The 19,541-nt window shown below is 72.1% G+C and carries 19 protein-coding genes; 16 read left to right on the top strand and 3 right to left on the bottom strand.

What is annotated here, in order from left to right:
- Positions 1-6 precede the first annotated feature (6 nt).
- A complete protein-coding gene (locus tag ACRWNP_RS09465; RefSeq protein ID WP_431960594.1) occupies positions 7-1,356 on the top strand; it encodes a replication-associated recombination protein A in 1,350 nt (449 codons plus the stop codon).
- Here the strand turns inward: ACRWNP_RS09465 and ACRWNP_RS09470 are convergent.
- A complete protein-coding gene (locus tag ACRWNP_RS09470) occupies positions 1,331-2,092 on the bottom strand; it encodes a DUF2470 domain-containing protein (RefSeq protein ID WP_431960641.1) in 762 nt (253 codons plus the stop codon). The genes ACRWNP_RS09465 and ACRWNP_RS09470 overlap by 26 nt on opposite strands.
- Before the next feature lie 199 nt (positions 2,093-2,291).
- Here ACRWNP_RS09470 and rpsD point away from each other — a divergent pair, with 199 nt between their 5' ends.
- On the top strand, positions 2,292-2,903 hold the full coding sequence (rpsD, locus tag ACRWNP_RS09475; RefSeq protein ID WP_319135001.1) for a 30S ribosomal protein S4: 612 nt from the start codon (positions 2,292-2,294) through the stop codon (positions 2,901-2,903).
- 97 nt (positions 2,904-3,000) lie between these two features.
- On the opposite strand, the gene ACRWNP_RS09480 is transcribed toward rpsD, so the two are convergent.
- A complete protein-coding gene (locus tag ACRWNP_RS09480; protein WP_431960596.1) occupies positions 3,001-5,148 on the bottom strand; it encodes an ATP-binding protein in 2,148 nt (715 codons plus the stop codon).
- Positions 5,149-5,321: 173 nt separating this feature from the next.
- Here ACRWNP_RS09480 and ACRWNP_RS09485 point away from each other — a divergent pair, with 173 nt between their 5' ends.
- From ACRWNP_RS09485 to nusB, 13 genes are all read left to right on the top strand, one after another.
- Positions 5,322-5,744, top strand: a complete 423-nt coding sequence (locus ACRWNP_RS09485) for a DUF948 domain-containing protein (RefSeq protein WP_431960597.1) — start codon at positions 5,322-5,324, stop codon at positions 5,742-5,744.
- Positions 5,745-5,749: 5 nt separating this feature from the next.
- A complete protein-coding gene (locus ACRWNP_RS09490; protein ID WP_431960598.1) occupies positions 5,750-6,040 on the top strand; it encodes a DUF6167 family protein in 291 nt (96 codons plus the stop codon).
- Entirely contained in the window at positions 6,040-8,709 is a 2,670-nt protein-coding gene (alaS, locus tag ACRWNP_RS09495; protein ID WP_431960599.1) for an alanine--tRNA ligase, read from the top strand. The genes ACRWNP_RS09490 and alaS overlap by 1 nt, the downstream gene beginning before the upstream one ends.
- 8 nt (positions 8,710-8,717) lie before the next feature.
- The gene (ruvX, locus tag ACRWNP_RS09500) at positions 8,718-9,182 is read left to right on the top strand and encodes a Holliday junction resolvase RuvX (RefSeq protein WP_018564195.1); all 465 of its coding nucleotides are present in this window, start codon (positions 8,718-8,720) and stop codon (positions 9,180-9,182) included.
- A gap of 134 nt (positions 9,183-9,316) precedes the next feature.
- Positions 9,317-11,038, top strand: a complete 1,722-nt coding sequence (gene mltG / locus ACRWNP_RS09505) for an endolytic transglycosylase MltG (protein ID WP_431960600.1) — start codon at positions 9,317-9,319, stop codon at positions 11,036-11,038.
- Positions 11,035-11,877, top strand: coding sequence for a shikimate dehydrogenase (locus tag ACRWNP_RS09510; RefSeq protein ID WP_431960601.1), 843 nt, complete (start codon positions 11,035-11,037; stop codon positions 11,875-11,877). Before mltG ends, ACRWNP_RS09510 begins: the two co-directional genes overlap by 4 nt.
- Before the next feature lie 141 nt (positions 11,878-12,018).
- The gene (gene aroC / locus ACRWNP_RS09515; protein WP_431960602.1) at positions 12,019-13,203 is read left to right on the top strand and encodes a chorismate synthase; all 1,185 of its coding nucleotides are present in this window, start codon (positions 12,019-12,021) and stop codon (positions 13,201-13,203) included.
- Positions 13,200-13,715, top strand: a complete 516-nt coding sequence (locus ACRWNP_RS09520) for a shikimate kinase (RefSeq protein ID WP_431960603.1) — start codon at positions 13,200-13,202, stop codon at positions 13,713-13,715. Before aroC ends, ACRWNP_RS09520 begins: the two co-directional genes overlap by 4 nt.
- Positions 13,712-14,866, top strand: a complete 1,155-nt coding sequence (gene aroB / locus ACRWNP_RS09525; RefSeq protein WP_431960604.1) for a 3-dehydroquinate synthase — start codon at positions 13,712-13,714, stop codon at positions 14,864-14,866. Before ACRWNP_RS09520 ends, aroB begins: the two co-directional genes overlap by 4 nt.
- Before the next feature lie 135 nt (positions 14,867-15,001).
- Entirely contained in the window at positions 15,002-15,751 is a 750-nt protein-coding gene (locus tag ACRWNP_RS09530) for an AAA family ATPase (protein WP_431960605.1), read from the top strand.
- A 54-nt stretch (positions 15,752-15,805) separates the two neighbouring features.
- Complete coding sequence (locus ACRWNP_RS09535) at positions 15,806-16,915, top strand: aminopeptidase P family protein (RefSeq protein ID WP_431960606.1); 1,110 nt, start codon at positions 15,806-15,808, stop codon at positions 16,913-16,915.
- A 54-nt stretch (positions 16,916-16,969) separates the two neighbouring features.
- A complete protein-coding gene (gene efp / locus ACRWNP_RS09540; protein WP_319134977.1) occupies positions 16,970-17,536 on the top strand; it encodes an elongation factor P in 567 nt (188 codons plus the stop codon).
- 2 nt (positions 17,537-17,538) lie between these two features.
- The gene (nusB, locus tag ACRWNP_RS09545; RefSeq protein ID WP_431960608.1) at positions 17,539-17,967 is read left to right on the top strand and encodes a transcription antitermination factor NusB; all 429 of its coding nucleotides are present in this window, start codon (positions 17,539-17,541) and stop codon (positions 17,965-17,967) included.
- A gap of 164 nt (positions 17,968-18,131) precedes the next feature.
- On the opposite strand, the gene bldD is transcribed toward nusB, so the two are convergent.
- Entirely contained in the window at positions 18,132-18,632 is a 501-nt protein-coding gene (gene bldD, locus ACRWNP_RS09550; RefSeq protein WP_319134973.1) for a transcriptional regulator BldD, read from the bottom strand.
- Between the two features lie 298 nt (positions 18,633-18,930).
- On the opposite strand from bldD, the gene pyrR reads away from it, so the two are divergent.
- Positions 18,931-19,503 carry a bifunctional pyr operon transcriptional regulator/uracil phosphoribosyltransferase PyrR gene (gene pyrR / locus ACRWNP_RS09555; RefSeq protein WP_431960609.1) on the top strand — a complete coding sequence of 191 codons (573 nt, stop codon included), beginning with the start codon at positions 18,931-18,933 and terminating at the stop codon, positions 19,501-19,503.
- Positions 19,504-19,541: the final 38 nt, after the last annotated feature.

Raw genomic sequence — 19,541 nt, forward strand, 5'->3', positions numbered from 1 at the left:
CTTGCCGTGGAGCCCGACCTGTTCACCGCCGCCGCAGAGGAACGCCAGTCGAGGGAGCCCGGAGGCAGCCCCCTGGCCGTACGGATGCGCCCGCGCACCCTCGACGAGGTCGTGGGGCAGGGGCATCTGCTCCGGCCCGGGTCGCCCTTGCGACGCCTGGTCGGCGAGGGCGGCGGCGGACCGGCGGGACCGTCCTCGGTGATCCTCTGGGGCCCGCCGGGCATCGGCAAGACGACCCTCGCCTACGTCGTCAGCCACGCCACCAACAAGCGCTTCGTCGAGCTCTCGGCGATCACCGCGGGCGTCAAGGAGGTCCGCGCGGTCATCGAGAGCGCCAAGCGCGAGTCCGGTGGCTACGGCCGCGACACCGTGCTCTTCCTCGACGAGATCCACCGGTTCAGCAAGGCCCAGCAGGACTCCCTGCTCCCCGCCGTCGAGAACCGCTGGGTCACCCTGATTGCCGCCACCACCGAGAACCCGTACTTCTCGATCATCTCCCCGCTGCTGTCCCGGTCCCTGCTGCTCACCCTGGAGCCGCTGACCGACGACGACCTGCGCGGTCTGCTGCGCCGCGCGCTCACCGACGAGCGCGGCCTGAAGGGCGCGGTCACGCTGCCGGAGGACACCGAGGAGCACCTGCTGCGGATCGCCGGCGGAGACGCCCGCCGGGCGCTGACCGCCCTGGAGGCGGGCGCGGGCGCGGCCCTGGCGAAGGGCGAGCCGGAGATCTCCCTGGGCACCCTCGAGGAGACCGTCGACCGTGCCGCCGTGAAGTACGACCGTGACGGCGACCAGCACTACGACGTGGCCAGCGCGCTTATCAAGTCCATCCGCGGCTCGGACGTGGACGCCGCCCTGCACTACCTTGCCCGCATGATCGAGGCGGGGGAGGACCCGCGCTTCATCGCCCGCCGGCTGATGATCTCCGCGAGCGAGGACATCGGCCTGGCCGACCCGACCGCGCTGCCCACGGCGGTCGCCGCGGCACAGGCGGTTGCCATGATCGGCTTCCCGGAGGCAGCGCTCACCCTCAGCCACGCCACGATCGCGCTCGCCCTGGCGCCCAAGTCCAACGCGGCCACGACGGCCATCGGGGCCGCGCTCGCCGACGTACGGGCGGGCAAGGCGGGGCCGGTCCCGGCCCATCTGCGCGACAGCCATTACAAGGGCGCCGCGAAACTCGGCCACGGCAAGGGCTACCAGTACCCGCACGATCTGCCCGGCGCCATCGCAGCCCAGCAGTACGCGCCGGACGAGATCCACGGCCGGCGCTACTACGAGCCGACCCGCTACGGCGCCGAGGCCCGCTACGCCGACGTGCTGGAGCGGGTCAGGGAGCGGCTGGCGGGGGAGTAGCGCGCGGCACCCGGGTGGTCAGCGGTCCCGCACTTGTCGTCGCCTCCCGCGCGGCGTCGAAGAGCGTGTGCATGGCCCGGTGCAGGCCGGCGTGGCCGCGTACGGGCTCCGGGAACTCGAAGCGGGCGTCGAAGACGCCGTCCTCGCCGGTGAAGCGCACCCGCAGTCCGAAGCGGTCCAGCGCCAGCGGCACCGCGGTGGTCGGCGTGCTGCGGCTGTCGGCGCCGCCGCCGGCGAGGGCGCACAGCCAGCCCATCTGGTCGGCATGGGCGGCCGCCAGGTGCTGCAGCAGTTCCGCCTCGTGGTCGACGAGCGGGTCGGGGCGGGCGGAGGCGAACTCCTCCGGCTCCACCTGTCCGGCGCCCCACAGGTCGTCCAGCGACGCCTCGCCGACCTCCAGCCGCAGCCGCACCTTCCCGGCCGGGGCCGGCAGGTCGCGCGCTACGGTGATCCAGCCCGCGATCCAGGCGCGGCCTCGAATGCGTCCGGGCACCGCCACCGGGGCGACGTCAGTGATGTCGAGCACAGCCGTCAGGTCGTCGTCCTCGGCGTGCGTCGCGGCCCGAACGGCGGGCGACTGCGCGGGGAACAGCAGGAAGAGGTCGCCGTCGGTACCCACGATTCGCTCCTCGGGAACCATGAGCTCGGGGAGGCCGGGGGCCAGGCCGGGAATCACCAGGATGGCGGAGGCGGTACTCTGTACGAGAGTTCGTGTGCGCTCGGCTGCTGACGGCAGTCGGGCGATTTCATGCCCGCTGGGACGCGGCTGACCATGAGCTGATCGGACCTCCGTCAAGTCGGCGCCCGTGGTGGCGTCGGCGGCGCCCTGTGCGGCGTCCGTACCGTCCGTGATGCGCGTGGTGTTCCCAGGGCGAGACATACGATCTCCTTCGCTAAGGTAAGCCTTACCTAACTTACATGGAGGTCTGGGAAACGTGAACCAGTCGCGTCCCAAGGTCAAGAAGTCGCGTGCCCTCGGCATCGCCCTGACGCCGAAGGCTGTGAAGTACTTCGAGGCCCGTCCCTACCCGCCGGGCGAGCACGGCCGCGGCCGCAAGCAGAACAGTGACTACAAGGTCCGTCTGCTGGAGAAGCAGCGTCTGCGCGCGCAGTACGACATCTCCGAGCGCCAGATGGCCCGCGCCTACGACCGCGCCCGCAAGGTCAGCGGCAAGACCGGTGAGGCCCTGATCGTCGAGCTCGAGCGCCGCCTGGACGCCCTCGTCCTGCGCGCCGGTCTGGCCCGCACCATCTACCAGGCCCGCCAGATGGTCGTGCACGGCCACATCGAGGTCAACGGCCACAAGGTCGACAAGCCGTCCTTCCGCGTCACCCCCGACGACGTCGTGATGGTCCGCGAGCGCTCCCGCTCCAAGACCCCGTTCCAGGTCGCCCGTGAGGGCGGCTGGGCCGGCGACGGCGAGACCCCGAAGTACCTGCAGGTCAACCTGCAGGCGCTGGCCTTCCGCCTGGACCGTCTGCCGAACCGTCGTGAGGTCCCCGTGATCTGCGACGAGCAGCTCGTCGTCGAGTACTACGCTCGCTGACGCCTGCCGCACCCGGCACGCACGTCAGCCCCGGCGCCCCGCCCTTCCGGCGGGGCGCCGGGGCTTTCGCGTCCCCGGGTGCGCCCGCGCGCGGCGGTCAGTCCTGGGCGGCCCGGCCGAGCGGCGCACCGGCGCGCAGCGGGTCGGCCGGCGGCATGGGACCGCGGGGCGGACACGCGCCGGGACGCGTCGGGGGCAGCCCGGTCAGGGCCCGGGCGACCGCGGCGTCGAGGTCGAGGACGCCGCCCTCCTCGTACGCCCCCTCGTAGCCGACCCGGCCCAGTTCGGCGCGGGCCAGCTCCTCGCAGCGCTGGTGGGGGATGCCGAAGTGGCGCGAGCCGAACACCGGCAGCCCGACGAGCCCCCAGATGCCGCTCGCCGCGCCCTGCAGCACCGCCGCCTCGCGGGCGTCCCCCGGGACCCGCAGCAGCGCGAGCAGTTCGATGCCGAGCACGATGCCCACCATGTCGCGGAACGCGTGGTTGATTCGCACGCACTCGGCCGCGAGCTCGGCGGCGAGCACGGGGTCGTCCTGCCGCCAGGCGATGACCGCCCGGGTGTAGAGCGCGTACGCCAGGGCCCAGCGCTCCCCGTGGTCCTCGCAGACCTCGCGGATACGGTCGCACCGCTCGCTCCCGCCCTCCAGGTCCCCCTCGAAGGCCACCGCCATCGCCAGTTCGACCTCGGCCATGATCACGTTGCTGTTGAGTTCGCCCAGCGTCCGGTAATGGCCCAGCGCCTCCTCGAACAGCGCCCTGGCGCGCGGCAGGTCGTCGCTGAGCAGCGCCCCGCACCCCATGCGGTGCACCGCGTACGCCACCGCCGTCGCGTCGCCGGTGGCCAGCGCCTGCTCCCGGCACTCGTACAGCATGCCCAGCGCCGCGGTGCCGTCGCCCTGGAGGATCGAGACGTAACCGCACACCCACAGCGCCTTGGCCCGCTGGCCGGTGGGCTCGTGGCCGGCGGCCAGCGCGCGCTCCAGCCAGTACCGGCCCTCGGCGAGGCGGCCGCAGCCGACCCAGAAGAACCACAGGCTCGCCGCCAGGTACTGCCCGGTCCGCAGCTCCTCGGGGTGCCCCAGGGAGAACTCCAGCGCGGCCCGCAGGTTGGCCAGCTCCCGTTCGGTGCCGGCCGAGATCTCCTCCTGCCGCGCGCCGAACCACTCCATCTCGCCCCAGGTGGCGAAGCCCAGGTACCAGTCCCGGTGCCGGGTCCGCAGCCGCCGTTCCTCGCCCAGCTCGCGCAGCCAGCCCAGCCCGTACCCGCGCAGGGTGTCCAGCAGCAGGTAGCGCACCGCGCCGGCGACTTCACGGCGCAGCACCACCGACTTGTCCACCAGGTCCGCCAGCAGGTCCACCATCGCGTCGGCGCTCACCTCACCGCCCGCGCACACGTACTCGGCCGCGTCGAGGTCGAAGTCCCCGGCGAACACCGACAGCCGTGCCCACAGCAGTCGTTCGCGCGGGGAGCACAGCTCGTGGCTCCACCCGATCGTGGTGCGCAGCGCGCGGTGCCGGTCGGGACCGCCCGTGCCACCGCGCCGGGTCAGCAGCCGGAAGCGGTCGTCCAGCCGCCCGGTGATCTGCCGCACCGACAGTGCCCGCACCCGGCCCGCCGCCAGCTCGAGCGCCAGCGGGATGCCGTCCAGGCGGCGGCACAGCTCCTCCACCTCGGCCCGGTTGCCCGCGTCCACGGTGAAGCCCGGCAGCACGGCGGACGCCCGGTCGGCGAACAGCTCCACCGCGTCGTCGGCGTCGCCGAGCGGCTCCAGCGCCACGATGTGCTCTCCCGCCACCCCCAGCGGCTGCCGGCTGGTGGTCAGCAACCGCAGTCCCGGTGCCCGCCGCAGCATCGCGTCGGCGAGTTCCGCCGCCGCCTCCACCTGCGGTTCGCAGCAGTCCAGGACGAGCAGGAGCCGGCGGCGGGCCAGGAAGGCGCCGAGCGCGGCCCGGGGGCCGCGCGTGGTGTGGTCGGTGAGGCCGAGCGCGTCCGCCACGGAGTAATCCACCAGCGCCGGGTCCCTCACATCCCCCAGCCCGGCCAGCCAGACCCCGTCGGCGAACCCGGCGCGCAGCCCGGCCGCCGCGCGCAGCGCGAGCCGGGTCTTGCCGACCCCCCCGACGCCGGTCACCGTCACCATCCGGACCCTGTCCAGCAGGCGGGCCACCTCGTCGAGCTCGCGCCGCCGGCCGACGAAGTGGTTCAGCTCGCACGGCAGGTTGCCGGGCGTCGTCTCATGGCGCATGGGTCACGGAGGGTATCGTCAAATAAGCGGAACGTACAATCCGGGCCCGTGGTCAGGGGGCGGTCCCGGCCGGTACCGGCCCGCAATGCGGTACGGAGCGTGCTGCCCGTCGCGATAAGGTCGGTATCTGTATCGGTACCTGGTTGGCGCGGTGGATCCGAGGGAGTGGCAACGTGTCCGGTGGAGAGGTGGCCGGCCTCATCGTGGCCGTCTTCTGGGCGATCCTGGTGTCGTTCCTCGCCGTGGCACTCGTGCGGCTCGCCCAGGCGCTCCGTCAGGCCACCCGCCTCGTCGCGGAGGTGACCGACCAGGCCGTGCCGCTGCTCGGCGAGGCCTCCGAGGCGGTCCGCTCGGCCCACGCCCAGCTGGCCCGCGTGGACACCATCACCTCCGACGTCGCCGAGGTGACCGCCAACGCCTCCGCCCTGTCCACGACCGTCGCCTCGACCTTCGGAGGGCCCCTCGTGAAGGTCGCGGCCTTCGGCTACGGCGTGCGGCGCGCGGTCACCCTCCAGGCCAAGGGCACCGCCAAGAAGCGCACCGTGGTCGTCGGCCGGACGCTCCCGTCCGCCCGCCGCCGTAAGTCAAGGGGCTGACCTGCATGTTCCGCCGTGCCTTCTGGTTCACCGCCGGTGCCGCCGCCGGGGTGTGGGCCACCCACAAGGTCCATCGCAAGATCCGCAGCCTGACCCCCGAGAGTTTGGCGTCGAAGGCGGCCGACAAGGCCCTCGAGGCCGGGGACCGGCTGCGCACCTTCGCGCAGGACGTCCGCGCCGGCATGTCCGAGCGCGAGGAACAGCTCAACGACGCACTGGGCCGCTCGGCCCCCGATCTCGACATGCCGGCCCAGCGGCCGGCCATCTCGTACCACCACCGGAAGGACGAACACTGATGGAGTCGGCAGAAATCCGCCGCCGCTGGCTGCGCTTCTTCGAAGAGCGCGGGCACGCCGTCGTGCCGTCGGCGTCGCTCATCGCCGACGACCCGACCCTTCTTCTGGTGCCCGCGGGCATGGTCCCGTTCAAGCCCTACTTCCTGGGCGAGGTCAAGCCGCCCTTCCCGCGCGCCACCAGCGTGCAGAAGTGCGTCCGCACGCCCGACATCGAAGAGGTCGGCAAGACCACGCGCCACGGCACGTTCTTCCAGATGTGCGGCAACTTCTCCTTCGGCGACTACTTCAAGGAAGGCGCCATCAAGCTCGCCTGGGAGCTGCTCACCACTCCCGTGGCGGACGGCGGTTACGGCCTAGACCCCGAGCGGCTGTGGATCACCGTCTACAAGGACGACGACGAGGCCGAGCGGATCTGGCGCGACGTCGTGGGCGTGCCCGCCGAGCGCATCCAGCGCCTGGGCATGAAGGACAACTTCTGGTCCATGGGCGTCCCCGGCCCCTGTGGACCGTGCTCCGAGATCAACTACGACCGCGGCCCCGAGTTCGGCGCCCCGGGCGGCCCGGCCGTCAACGACGAGCGGTACGTGGAGATCTGGAACCTGGTCTTCATGCAGTACGAGCGCGGGGAGGGCTCCGGCAAGGAGGAGTTCCCGATCCTCGGCGACCTGCCCGCCAAGAACATCGACACCGGTCTCGGTCTCGAGCGTCTCGCCATGATCCTGCAGGACGTGCAGAACATGTACGAGACCGACACCCTGCGTGCCGTCATCGACAAGGCCACCGAGCTCACCGGCGTCGCCTACGGCTCGGACCACGAGTCCGACGTCTCGCTGCGCGTCGTCGCCGACCACATGCGCACCTCCGTGATGCTCATCGGCGACGGCGTCACCCCCGGCAACGAGGGCCGCGGCTACGTGCTGCGCCGCATCATGCGCCGCGCCATCCGCAAAATGCGGCTGCTCGGTGCCACGGAGGCCGTTGTCGGCGACCTCGTCGACACCGTCATCAAGACGATGGGCCAGCAGTACTCGGAGCTCGTCGAGGACCGCAAGCGCATCGAGACGGTCGCCCTCGCCGAGGAGGCCCGTTTCCTCAAGACGCTGAAGGCCGGCACCAATGTGCTGGACACCGCCGTCACCGAGGCCAAGGCCGCCGGCTCCGGCGTGCTCTCCGGCGACAAGGCCTTCCTGCTCCACGACACCTGGGGCTTCCCGATCGACCTCACCCTCGAAATGGCCGCCGAGCAGGGCCTGTCGGTGGACGAGGACGGCTTCCGCCGCCTGATGAAGGAGCAGCGGGACCGCGCCAAGGCCGACGCCCTGGTGAAGAAGAGCGGTCATGTCGACATGTCGGCGTACCGTGCCGTCGCCGACACGGCCGGCAGCACCGTCTTCACCGGCTACACCGACAACGAGGGCGAGGCCAGCGTCGTCGGCCTGCTGGTCGACGGCGTGCCCTCGCCCGCCGCCAACGAGGGCGACGAGGTCGAGGTCATCCTGGACCGCACCCCCTTCTACGCGGAGGGCGGCGGCCAGCTCGCCGACACCGGGCGGATCCGTACCGACTCGGGCGCCGTCATCGAGGTCCGGGACGTGCAGCAGCCCGTCCCGGGCGTCACCGTGCACAAGGGCAGCGTCCAGGTCGGCGAGGTGACCGTCGGCTCCGGCGTCTTCGCCAAGATCGACCTCGGCCGCCGCCGGGCCATCGCCCGCGCCCACAGCGCCACCCACCTGACCCACCAGGCGCTGCGCGACGCCCTCGGCCCCACGGCCGCCCAGGCCGGTTCGGAGAACTCCCCGGGCCGCTTCCGCTTCGACTTCGGCTCGCCGGCCGCCGTGCCGGGCACTGTGCTGACGGACGTCGAGCAGAAGATCAACGCGGTGCTCGCCCGTGAACTCGACGTCACCGCCGAGATCATGAGCATCGACGAGGCCAAGAAGCAGGGCGCCATCGCCGAGTTCGGCGAGAAGTACGGCGAGCGGGTGCGCGTCGTGACGATCGGCGACTACTCCAAGGAGCTCTGCGGCGGCACGCACGTCCACAACACCGCCCAGCTGGGCCTGGTGAAGCTGCTCGGCGAGTCCTCGATCGGCTCCGGCGTGCGCCGGGTCGAGGCTCTGGTCGGCGTGGACGCGTACAACTTCCTCGCCCGCGAGCACACGGTCGTCGCCCAGCTCCAGCAGCTGGTCAAGGGCCGGCCGGAGGAGCTCCCGGAGAAGATCTCCGGCATGCTCGCCAAGCTCAAGGACGCCGAGAAGGAGATCGAGCGCTTCCGCGCGGAGAAGGTCCTGCAGGCCGCCGCCGGGCTCGCCGACTCCGCCCAGGACGTCAAGGGCGTCGCCCTGGTCACCGGCCAGGTCCCGGACGGCACCGGCGCCGACGACCTGCGCAAGCTCGTGCTGGACGTCCGCCAGCGGATCGGCGGCGGCCGCGCCGCCGTCGTTGCCCTGTTCGCCGTGGCGAACGACCGCCCGCTGACCGTCATCGCCACCAACGAGGCGGCCCGCGAGCGCGGCCTGAAGGCCGGCGAGCTGGTCCGTACCGCCGCCAAGACCCTCGGCGGCGGCGGTGGCGGCAAGCCGGACGTCGCCCAGGGCGGCGGCCAGAACGCGGACGCGGTCGGCGAGGCCATCGCCGCCGTGCAGCGACTGGTCGCCGAGACGGCCTGAGGTCCGTGATGCGCAGGGGTCGCAGGATCGCGATCGACGTCGGGGACGCCCGCATCGGGGTCGCCTCGTGCGACCCCGACGGGCTGATCGCCACACCCGTCGAGACGGTGCCCGGCCGGGACGCCCCGGCCGCGCGCCGTCGCATCGCACAGATCGTCGAGGAGTACGAGCCGATCGAGGTGCTGGTCGGCCTGCCCCGCTCGCTCAACGGGCGGGAGGGGCAGGCCGCGGCCAAGGCCCGCGGCTTCGCCCAGGATGTGGCGAAGATCATCTCCCCCGTCCCGGTGCGCCTGGTGGACGAGCGGATGACCACCGTCACGGCGACGCAGGGCCTGCGCGCATCAGGCGTCAAGGCCAAGAAGGGACGTTCCGTCGTCGACCAGGCCGCTGCGGTGGTCATCCTGCAGAGCGCCCTCGAGACCGAACGGGTGTCTGGTAAAGAGCCGGGCGAGAGCGTCGAACCGTTTATCTGATCGCGGTACGGTAACGTTCCGCGCAGCACGGCGGCTCCACAGCGGGATCTGTGGGTGCCGACGGGTCGGGACCCCCCGCCCGCGCCACAAGCGCCGGCCTGCTGCCGCCGCGCGAACCGAACCGTAGGGGATCGATGACTGACTATGGCCGGAGCCCTGGCTCCGATGCATGGCACCCCGAAGACCCTCTCTTCGGCGACCAATGGGGACAGCCGCAGCATTCCCAGGAACAGCAGCACCAGCAGCACCAGCAGTATTCCCAGTACCAGCAAAATCCCCAGTATCAACAGCATCAGCAGCATCAGCAGCATCAGCAGCATCAGCAGCCACAGCAGCACCAGCAGCAGAACCCTCAGTACCAGCAGCAGGGTGGCTGGGACCCCTACGGCAACACCGGTCAGCAGCAGCAGTACCCGTACGACCCCCAGCAGCAGTACGACTCCTGGGGCGCCCCGGCGGGCTACGGCCACGACGGCTACGGCGGCCGGCAGCAGCCCGACTACTACGGGCAGGACGGCTACCCGCCCCCGCAGCGGCCCGACCAGCGCTACCCGCAGCAGCAGCCCCAGTACCAGCAGCAGCCCCCACAGCAACCGCAGCCGCAGCCGCAGCAGCAGCGCCCCCGGCCGGCCGGGCAGGACGCCCCGCTCTGGGACGACGAGGCGGGTGCCGCCGACGACCACTCCTTCTTCTCCGGCGCGGACGACGACGAGGACGACGAGCCGCAGTCGGACCGCAACGACCGGCGCGGCCGCGCGGGCAGGGGCGGCCAGGCGGGCAAGGGCGGCAAGAAGCGCCGCTCCGGCATGGCGTGCCTGGTCGTGATGGTCGTCCTCGGCGGCGGCATCGCGGGCGTCGGCTACTTCGGCTACCGGTACTACCAGAGCAACTTCGGCCCGCCGCCGGACTTCGCGGGGCAAGGCAGCGGCGAGGTCCAGGTCGAGATCCCGCAGGGCGCCACCGGCATCCAGATCGGCAACATCCTGAAGAAGGCGGGTGTGGTCAAGAGCGTCGACGCCTTCACCGCCGCCACCAACCAGAACCCCAAGGGCAAGCTCATCCAGCCCGGCGTCTACGTCCTGCACAAGGAGATGTCGGCGTCCAGCGCCGTCACGATGATGCTCGACCCGAAGTCGCAGAACGTCCTGATCATCGCAGAGGGCCTGCGTGACGCCCAGATCTACTCGATCATCGACGCCAAGCTGAATCTCGAGGACGGCACCACCAAGAAGGTCGCGAAGAACGAGGCCGACAGCCTCGACCTGCCCGACTGGGCCGACGAGGGTGAAGCCATAGTGGATCCGCTGGAGGGCTTCCTCTTCCCTTCCCGCTACAGCATCGGCAAGGAAACCAAACCCCTCGACCTGCTCAAGCAGATGGTCAAGCGCGCCAATGCGGAGTACACCAAGGACGACCTGGTGGGGCAGGCGAAGAAGGTCGGCATGACGCCGCACGAGGTCGTCACCATCGCCAGTCTGGTGCAGGCCGAGGCGAAGGAGGACGACGAGTTCGGCAAGGTCTCGCGGGTCATCTACAACCGTCTCGACAAGTACATGCCCCTGGGCTTCGACTCGACGATCAACTACGCCAAGGGCCGCAGTACGCTCAACACGTCGAAGGCCGACACCATGGACCCGTCGCCCTACAACACCTACAACCACAAGGGCCTGCCTCCGGGTCCGATCGGCAACCCCGGCCATCAGGCCATCGAGGCGGCCCTGCAGCCCACCAAGGGCAACTGGTTGTTCTTCGTCACGGTCAAGCCGGGTGACACACGCTTCACGGACAGCCAGGCGCAGCATGACCGGAATGTCGCGGAGTTCAACAAGTACCAGCGGGAGCACGGCGGCGGATGAGTGACGGCAAGCGGGCTGCGGTCCTCGGGTCGCCGATCGCGCACTCGCTCTCCCCGGTGCTGCACCGGGCCGCCTACGCGGAACTCGGCCTGACCGACTGGGCCTACGACCGCTTCGAGGTCGACGAGGCCGCCCTGCCCGGTTTCCTGGCAGGGCTGGCCGAGCTGCCGGGCGGCGGGCGCTGGGCGGGGCTGTCGCTGACCATGCCGCTCAAGCGGGCGGTCATCCCGCTGCTGGACGAGGTCAGCGACACCGCCTCCGCCGTCGAGGCCGTCAACACGGTGGTCTTCGCCGAGGACGGACGCCGGCTGGGCGACAACACCGACATCCCCGGGATGGTGGCGGCGCTGCGCGAGCGCGGCGTCGGACGCGTCGGCTCCGCCGCCGTCCTCGGCGCGGGGGCGACCGCCTCCTCCGCGCTGGCCGCGCTGGCGCAGATCTGCGACGGCACGGTCACCGCGTACGTGCGCAGCGACACCCGCGCCGCGCAGATGCGGCAGTGGGGCGAGCGGCTCGGCGTGGCCGTGCGGACGGCCGCCTGGAAGGACGCCGCCGAGGCCCTCTCCGCGCCCCTGGTGATCTCCACGACGCCGGCCGGCACCGCGGACGCGCTCGCCGCCGCCGTGCCGGAGCGGGCAGGGACCCTCTTCGACGTGCTGTACGACCCGTGGCCGACCGCCCTGGCGTCCGCCTGGGCGACGCGGGGCGGGGCCGTCGTCGGGGGGCTGGACCTCCTGGTGCACCAGGCGGTGCTGCAGGTGGAGCTGATGACCGGCCGCAAACCCGCCCCGCTGGCGGCCATGCGGGCCGCCGGCGAGGCGGCGCTGCACCGTTCCTGAACACTCCGCAGGCGTCCACGAAGCTGTCCGCCCAGCGGACCGCGCCCCGCCTTCGCCGCCGGACGTGAAAGGATCGGTTTACGCACGGATGGTCCGGTCCGCCTCGCCGCGGTCCGGGCGATGATGAAGGAGCGAGCACCGTTGAGCAGGTTGCGCTGGCTGACCGCGGGGGAGTCGCACGGCCCCGCACTCGTCGCGACACTGGAGGGTCTGCCCTCCGGTGTGCCGATCACCACCGGGATGGTGGCGGACCACCTCGCGCGGCGGCGGCTCGGCTATGGCCGCGGTGCCCGGATGAAGTTCGAGCAGGACCAGGTCACCTTCCTCGGCGGCGTGCGTCACGGGCTCACCCTCGGCTCCCCGGTCGCGATCATGGTGGGGAACACCGAGTGGCCCAAGTGGGAGCAGGTCATGGCGGCCGACCCGGTGGATCCGGAGATCCTCGACGGGCTCGCCCGCAACGCCCCGCTGACCCGGCCGCGCCCCGGCCACGCCGACCTCGCCGGCATGCAGAAGTACGGCTTCGACGAGGCCCGGCCGATCCTGGAGCGCGCCTCCGCCCGTGAGACCGCCGCCCGCGTCGCGCTCGGCGCCGTGGCCCGCTCCTACCTCAAGGAGACGGCCGGCATCGAGATCGTCTCCCATGTCGTGGAGCTCGCCGCGGCCAAGGCCCCGTACGGTGTCCACCCGACCCCCGCCGACGTCGAGAAGCTCGACGCCGACCCCGTGCGCTGCCTCGACGCCGACGCGAGCAAGCGGATGGTCGCCGAGATCGACCAGGCTCACAAGGACGGCGACACCCTCGGCGGCGTCGTCGAGGTGCTCGCCTACGGTGTGCCGGTCGGCCTCGGCAGCCATGTGCACTGGGACCGCCGGCTGGACGCGCGGCTGGCCGCCGCCCTGATGGGCATCCAGGCCATCAAGGGCGTCGAGGTCGGCGACGGCTTCGAACTGGCCCGCGTCCCCGGCTCCAAGGCGCACGACGAGATCGTCGCCACCGAGGACGGCATCCGCCGCTCCACCGGCCGCTCCGGTGGCACCGAGGGCGGCCTCAGCACCGGCGAGCTGCTGCGGGTGCGGGCCGCGATGAAGCCCATCGCCACCGTGCCGCGCGCCCTGGCCACCGTGGACGTGGCCACCGGCGAGGCCACCCAGGCCCACCACCAGCGTTCCGACGTCTGCGCCGTCCCGGCCGCGGGCATCGTCGCCGAGGCGATGGTCGCCCTGGTCCTGGCGGACGCGGTCGCGGAGAAGTTCGGCGGCGACAGCGTCACCGAGACCCGCCGCAACGTGCGCGGCTACCTCGACAACCTGGCGATCCGATGAGCGGCCCGGTCGTCGTCCTGGTCGGCCCGATGGGCGTCGGTAAGACCACCGTCGGCGAGCTGCTCGCCCAGCGGCTCGGCACTACCTGCCGCGACACCGACGCCGACATCGTCGAGGCCGAGGGCCGGCCGATCGCGGACATCTTCGTCGAGGACGGCGAGGAGCACTTCCGCGCGCTGGAGGCCCTGGCCGTCCGCGCCGCGCTCGCCGAGCACCCGGGTGTGCTCGCGCTCGGCGGCGGCTCGATCCTCGACGAGGACACCCGCAAGCTGCTCGCCGGCCTGCCCGTGGTCTTCCTCGACATGGACGTCGCCGAGGCGGTCAAGCGTGTCGGCCTCGACACGGCCCGCCCGCTGCTCGCCGTCAACCCGCGACGGCAGTGGCGCGAGCTGATGGAGGCCCGCCGCCCGCTGTACACCGAGGTCGCCCGTGCCGTGGTCAGCACGGAGGGCCGGACCCCCGAGGACGTCGCCGACGCCGTCCTGGACGCACTGGAGCTGAAGAACGCATGACGAAGCACGCCGCCCACACCCCCATCCGCATCCGGGTCGGGGGGAGTGAGGGCACCGAGCCGTACGAGGTGCTGGTCGGCCGGCAGCTGCTCGGCGAGCTTCCCGGCCTGATCGGCGACAAGGACCCGTCGCCCACCACCACCCTCAGGGGAGGCGCTCCGCGCCGCAGCGATGTCCAAAGGGTCGCCGTCATCCACCCCGAGGCACTGGAGGCCACCGGCCAGGCGCTGCGCGAGGACCTGGCCGAGCAGGGCTACGAGGCCGTCGCCATCCAGGTGCCCAACGCCGAGGAGGCCAAGACCACCGAGGTCGCGGCGTACTGCTGGCGGGCGCTCGGGCAGTCCGGCTTCACCCGTACGGATGTCATCGTCGGCGTCGGCGGCGGTGCCACCACCGACCTCGCCGGGTTCGTCGCGGCGACGTGGCTGCGCGGGGTCCGCTGGGTCGCCGTGCCGACCACCGTGCTCGGCATGGTGGACGCGGCGGTCGGCGGCAAGACCGGCATCAACACCGCCGAGGGCAAGAACCTCGTCGGCGCCTTCCACCCGCCCGCCGGGGTGCTCTGCGACCTCGCGGCACTGGAGTCGCTGCCGGTCAACGACTACGTCAGCGGCCTCGCCGAGATCATCAAGGCCGGCTTCATCGCCGACCCCGTGATCCTGGACCTGATCGAGCAGGACCCGGCCGCCGCCCGCGGCCCCGCGGGCCCGCACACCGCCGAGCTCATCGAGCGCGCCATCCGCGTCAAGGCCGAGGTGGTCTCCGCGGACCTCAAGGAGTCCGGGCTGCGCGAGATCCTCAACTACGGCCACACCCTCGGCCACGCCATCGAGAAGAACGAGCGCTACAACTGGCGGCACGGCGCGGCCGTCTCCATCGGCATGGTCTTCGCCGCCGAACTCGGCCGTCTCGCCGGCCGCCTGGACGACGCCACCGCCGACCGCCACCGCTCCGTCCTGGAGTCCGTCGGCCTGCCGCTGACCTACCGCGGCGACCAGTGGCCGCGGCTGCTGGAGACGATGAAGGTGGACAAGAAGTCGCGCGCCGACCGGCTGCGCTTCATCGTGCTGGACGGCCTCGCCAAGCCGACCGTCCTGGAGGCCCCCGACCCCGGGGTGCTCCTCGCCGCCTACGCGGAGATCTCCAAGTAGCCGCGCACGCGCACGGGACCGCGGATCCCGAACGGCCGGGCACCCCGTGGGCTGCCCGGCCGTTCACACAACTGCGGCCGCCCACGGTACCGTTCGGTCGAACCCGAAAGCTCTTGTACGGACGGAGTGGCCTCGATGCAGCATGCCGTGGGTGCGCCGCTGCCACCGCCGCACGGTGGGCAGCAGGCCGGGCAGCCAGGGCCGCCGCCGCAGCACCCGGGCACCACCGGCCACTTCCCGATGGCCCAGGGAGCCCCCGTCCAGCACCCGGTCCAGCCGCCCCCGCAGCCCGCCGCCGGCAGCGGCGCCCCGCTCCCGCACACCACGCACGGCCCCGTCGCGGTCCTGCTGATCGGCGCGGCCGGCGCGGGCAAGACAACCATCGCCCGGCACTGGGCCGACCACCGGGGTGTGCCGACCGCCCACATCAGCCTGGACGACGTCCGCGAGTGGGTCCGCTCCGGCTTCGCCGACCCGCAGTCCGGCTGGAACGACAACTCCGAGGCGCAGTACCGCCTCGCCCGCCGCACCTGCGGCTTCGCGGCCCGCAATTTCCTGGCGAACGGCATCTCCTGCATCATCGATGACGCGGTCTTCCCCGACCGCCCGGTCGTGGGCCTCGGCGGCTGGAAGCGTCACGTCGGGCCCGGCCTGCTGCCCGTCGTCCTCCTGCCCGGCCTCGACATCGTCCTGGCCCGCAACGCGCAGCGCAGCGGGAACCGGCGGCTGTCGGACGAGGAGGTCGCCCGCATCCACGGCCGCATGGCCGGCTGGTACGGCTCCGGGCTGCCCATCATCGACAACTCCCACCTCGACGTCCCCGCGGCCGCCGCCGCGCTCGACAGTGTCGTCACCCGCAGCCTCCAGGGCCCGCCCGCCTGGTAGCCGCCCGGCAGCTCTCGACAGGCCGACCGGCGGCACGCGACGTACGCTCGCCACATGTCCGAGGTGCACGCTGCCCGCAGGGAACGCCTCCGGGACCGCTGCGCGGCGGCCGGTGCGGCGGCGGCGCTCGTCTCCCGCCCCGCCAACGTCCGCTACCTGACGGGCTGCGCCCCGCCGGGGACCGTCCTGCTGGTGGGGCCGGGCCCCGAGGACGTGCTGGTCCACCACCGTCATCCGTCCGGCGACCTGGCCGAGGGCCGGCTTCCGGACGACGTACGGGGCGTCGTGCTGTCCGGCCCCGAGGGCGACCCGGCCGTCACCGCCGCCGCGCTGGCCGCGGACCGCAAGGCCGGGGCCCTGGCGGTCGAGGAGCACCACCTCACCGTCGCGCGGCACCGTGCCTTGGGCAGCGCGGCGCCGGGCGTACGGCTGTCCGACCTCGGCTCGGCCGTGGAACAGCTCCGGCTGGTCAAGGACGAGCAGGAGATCTCCGCGCTGCGGATCGCCGCCGAGATCGCCGACCAGGCGCTCAGCGAGCTCCTGGAGTCGATCCTGGTGGGCCGCACCGAACGCCACCTCGCCCTGGAGCTGGAGCGCCGCCTCATCGACCACGGGGCCGACGGGCCGGCCTTCCCGACCTGCGTGGGCACGGGCCCCCACTCCGGTGCGGCGCGCCACCTGCCCACCGACCGGCGTGTCGAGGAGGGCGACTTCCTCACCGTCTGCCTGGGCGCCTGCTACCGCGGCTACCGCTGCGAGGTGGGGCGCACCTTCGTCATCGGCACCACGCCCGCTGATTGGCAGATCGAGCTGTACGACCTGGTCTTCGCGGCGCAGCGGGCCGGCCGCGAGGCCCTCGCACCCGGCGCCGCCTGCCGCGAGGTGGACCACGCGGCGCGCCACGTGCTGGAGTCCGGGGGCCACGGCGAGGCGCTGGGGGAGACCACCGGACACGGCGTCGGACTGGAGATCGGCGAGGACCCTCGGTTGTCCCCCTCGGCCATGGGTAAACTGGACGCTTGCGTGCCGGTCACCGTCGAACCGGGAGTCCACATCCCGGGCCGCGGCGGTGTCCGCATCGACGACACACTCGTCGTGCGTCCCCCGACGGACGGCGGGCCCGAGCTACTCACCATCACGACCAAGGAGCTGCTCGCCCTGTAGAGGGCGGCCGCGGCTCCGGGTCCCCGAAGCAGCAGTGCAGGAGATTCCGCAACCGTGGCCACCACGAACGACCTCAAGAACGGCCTCGTGCTCAAGCTCGACGGCGGCCAGCTCTGGTCCGTCGTCGAGTTCCAGCACGTCAAGCCCGGCAAGGGCCCCGCCTTCGTCCGTACGAAGCTCAAGAACGTGCTCTCCGGAAAGGTCGTCGACAAGACCTTCAACGCCGGCGTGAAGGTCGAGACGGCCAACGTCGACAAGCGCGGGATGCAGTTCTCCTACAAGGACGGCGAGAGCTTCGTGTTCATGGACATGGACACGTACGACCAGGTCTACATCACCCCCGAGGTCGTCGGCGACGCCGCCCACTTCCTTCTGGAGGGCTTCGAGGCCGTCGTCGCCATGTACGAGGGCTCCCCCCTCTACATCGAGCTCCCGGCCGCCGTCGAGCTGGTCATCGAGTACACCGAGCCCGGCGTCCAGGGCGACCGCTCCACCGGTGGCACCAAGCCCGCCAAGCTGGAGACCGGCTACGAGATCGGCGTCCCGCTCTTCATCACCACCGGTGAGAAGATCAAGGTCGACACCCGCTCGGGTGAGTACCTCGGCCGGGTGACCAGCTAACCGTGGCCGCACGTAACAAGGCCCGCAAGCGCGCCTTCCAGATCCTCTTCGAGGCGGAGCAGCGGGGTGTCGACCCCAAGACCGCCATGGCGGACTGGATCAGGCTCGCCCGGACCGACGACCGGCAGCCGCCGGTCAGCGAATACACGATGCAGCTCGTCGAGGGCTACGCCGAGCGGGCGAGGCGCATCGACGAACTGCTGTCGAAGCACGCCGTGGGCTGGACCCTCGACCGGATGCCGGTGACCGACCGGAACATCCTGCGGCTCGGCGCCTACGAGCTGATCTGGGAGGACGACGTCCCCGACGCCGTCGTCCTGGACGAGGCCGTGCAGCTGGCCAAGGAGTTCTCCACGGACGAGTCCCCCTCGTTCGTGAACGGCCTGCTCGCCCGGCTCAAGGAGCTGAAGCCCAGCCTCCGGGAGGACTAGCCCCTGGACGGCTCACCGGGCCCGGAACGCAGCGCGTTCCGGGCCCGTGGCATGTCCGGACGACGCGCGGTGCGGCCGGCCGGGGCAGGAAAAGACAACCGCCCCTCAGACGCGGCCTTCGCGGCCGTGCCCAAGGGGCGGGACGTTTCTGCTTCCCGAGGGCGTCAGCCCTCCTCGTGCTGCACCGCGCGCCGGGCGTCCGCGTCGAGGACGCCCCAGCCGATCAGCTGCTCGGTCAGGACCGAGGGCGACTGGTCGTAGATGACGGCGAGGGTGCGCAGGTCGTCCTGGCGGATCGACAGCACCTTGCCGTTGTAGTCGCCGCGCTGGCTCTGGATGGTGGCGGCGTAGCGCTGCAGCGGACCGGCCTTGTCGGAGGGCACCTGGCTCAGCCGCTCAAGGTCGAGGACGAGCTTCGGCGGCGGCTCGGCGGCACCGCCCGGCGCGGAACCGGGCAGCAGCTCCTGGACCGGAACGCCGTAGAAGTCGGCGAGCTCGGCGAGGCGCTGCACGGTCACGGCGCGGTCGCCGCGCTCGTAGGAACCGACCACCACGGCCTTCCAGCGGCCCTGGGACTTCTCCTCGACGCCGTGGAGGGAGAGTCCCTGCTGCGTGCGGATGGCGCGGAGCTTTGCTCCGAGCTGCTTGGCGTAATCGCTGGACATATGGCTCCCCGGACGGAAACTCAGTAACTCACTGTGAGGTTACGCAGCGTAATTGGAATCCGTCAAGCCGAATGGTCCACACCGGTCCCCCGGAAGAGCGAGGAATGGCCGGTCACCGGCCTTTCGGCCGGGATCCGAGGTCGATCGTGGTACGGACGGCGGACCCGCCCCGAGACCCGCGCCAGGCGGCCGCCAGGGCCCGCCATGGAGCACGCCAGGGTGCCTGATACGGTGGAACCGTTCGTTTTGGCGTCCTTTAAGGCCCGTCCAGTGAGGCGGGGAAGGAGGTCCTTTTTCCATGGCCAGCATCGGCTCCGATCCGGCCCGGCCCGTACTCGAGGCGCCGGATATCGCGCGGGTCCTGACCCGCATCGCCCACGAGATCGTCGAACGCGCCAAGGGCGCTGACGACGTGGTGCTCCTGGGCATCCCGACCCGCGGCGTCCACCTGGCCCGCAGGCTCGCCGACAAGCTCGACGAGATCACCGGCGGCAAGGTCCCGGTCGGCTCGCTCGACATCACCATGTACCGCGACGACCTGCGGCTGCGCCCGGCGCGGGCGCTCGCCCGCACCGAGATCCCGGCCGACGGGGTGGACGGCCGGCTGGTCGTCCTCGTCGACGACGTGCTCTTCTCCGGCCGCACGATCCGCGCCGCGCTCGACGCGCTGGGCGACATCGGCCGCCCCCGCGCCGTGCAGCTGGCGGTCCTGGTCGACCGGGGCCACCGCGAACTGCCGATCAGGGCCGACTACGTGGGCAAGAACATCCCCACCTCGCTGCGCGAGACCGTCAAGGTCCACCTGACCGAGGAGGACGGGCGCGACTGCGTCCTGCTCGGCGTACGCGACGGCTCCCCGGCGGACGAGTAGCCCGGGCGCGCCCCCGTTTCCCGGGGCAGCGCCCCGCC

This window comes from Actinacidiphila sp. bgisy160, from assembly GCF_965342435.1.
Classification (GTDB): Bacteria; Actinomycetota; Actinomycetes; order Streptomycetales; family Streptomycetaceae; genus Actinacidiphila.